The organism is Rhizomonospora bruguierae, assembly GCF_018397995.1.
In the GTDB taxonomy this organism is placed as follows: Bacteria; Actinomycetota; Actinomycetes; order Mycobacteriales; family Micromonosporaceae; genus Rhizomonospora; species Rhizomonospora bruguierae.
The window spans coordinates 1-962 of the sequence record NZ_BBQH01000164.1; the positions used below are offsets into that span (position 1 = coordinate 1).

The following is a 962-nucleotide window of genomic DNA, read 5'->3' on the forward strand; positions in this document are numbered from 1 at the left end:
GCCTGGCGCCGTCCCGCCGGGCGCCGGCGAGGGCCCCGCGCGGCCGCTCAGCCACCCCGCACCGATCCACCCGGCGGCCGCCTCGGCGGCTCCCGCGTCCGCGCCGCCAGCACCGCCCGCGGCTCCCACGTCGGTGCCGCCGGTCGGCACGGAAGCTCCACACGCGCCAGCGCCGGCTGCGGAACGAACGCCCGGCAGGCCCGCGCGTCCGGCTTCGGCGCCACCGACCAGCCCAGCGTCGGGCGTACCGGCCAGCCCAGCGTCGGGCCCGCCGGCCACCCCGGCCGCTGCCCCGCCGGCCAGCCCGGCACCGGCCCCATCGACCAGCCCGGCGTCGGGACTGCCGGCCGGCCCAGCCTCGACCCCGCCGGCGTCCTCGGGGCGACCGGTCTCCCCACCGTCCGGGGCCGCACCGCCGGCCCCACCCGCGGTGCCGGCGCCCACCTCCGCGCCGCCGCCCGCACCGGCGCCCGCAGGGCCGCCGGCTACGGCCGAGCCGGTCCCGGTTGCGCCCACGGCGGGCACACCCCCACCCGCCAGCACGCCGACCGCCAGCGTGCCGACCGGCACCACGCCCGCAGCCGGCACGCCGAGCGGCGAGATGCCCACCGCGGGCACACCCGTTGCCGGCGCATCAGACGCGGGCACACCCAGCGCCGGCACGCCCAGCGCCGGCAGGCCCCCGGCGGGCGCACCCACCGCCGGCGAGCCGGCGGCACAGCCGACCTCGCGCCCCGTGTCGCCGGCGGGCCGGGGCACCGGCCGCCCCACGCCGCCGCTCCCGCCCGGCATCCGCCCGGAGTTCCGTATCGCCGAACCGCCGGCCGCGCGCCCCACCTCGCCGGCCCCCGCTCCGGCCGCCCCGGCCGCCGCGCCGCCCGCGACCACGCCCAGCCCGACCACCCCGCCGCCCGCGACCACACCGGATCCGACCACCGCGCCGCCTGCGGCCACGCCCACCC

1 pseudogene is annotated in these 962 nt (G+C 84.1%); it reads right to left on the minus strand.

The features are described 5' to 3' along the window. A pseudogene (locus KJS59_RS30655) lies at nt 1–936 on the minus strand (hypothetical protein); the annotation flags it as partial. Nucleotides 937–962 lie beyond the last annotated feature (26 nt).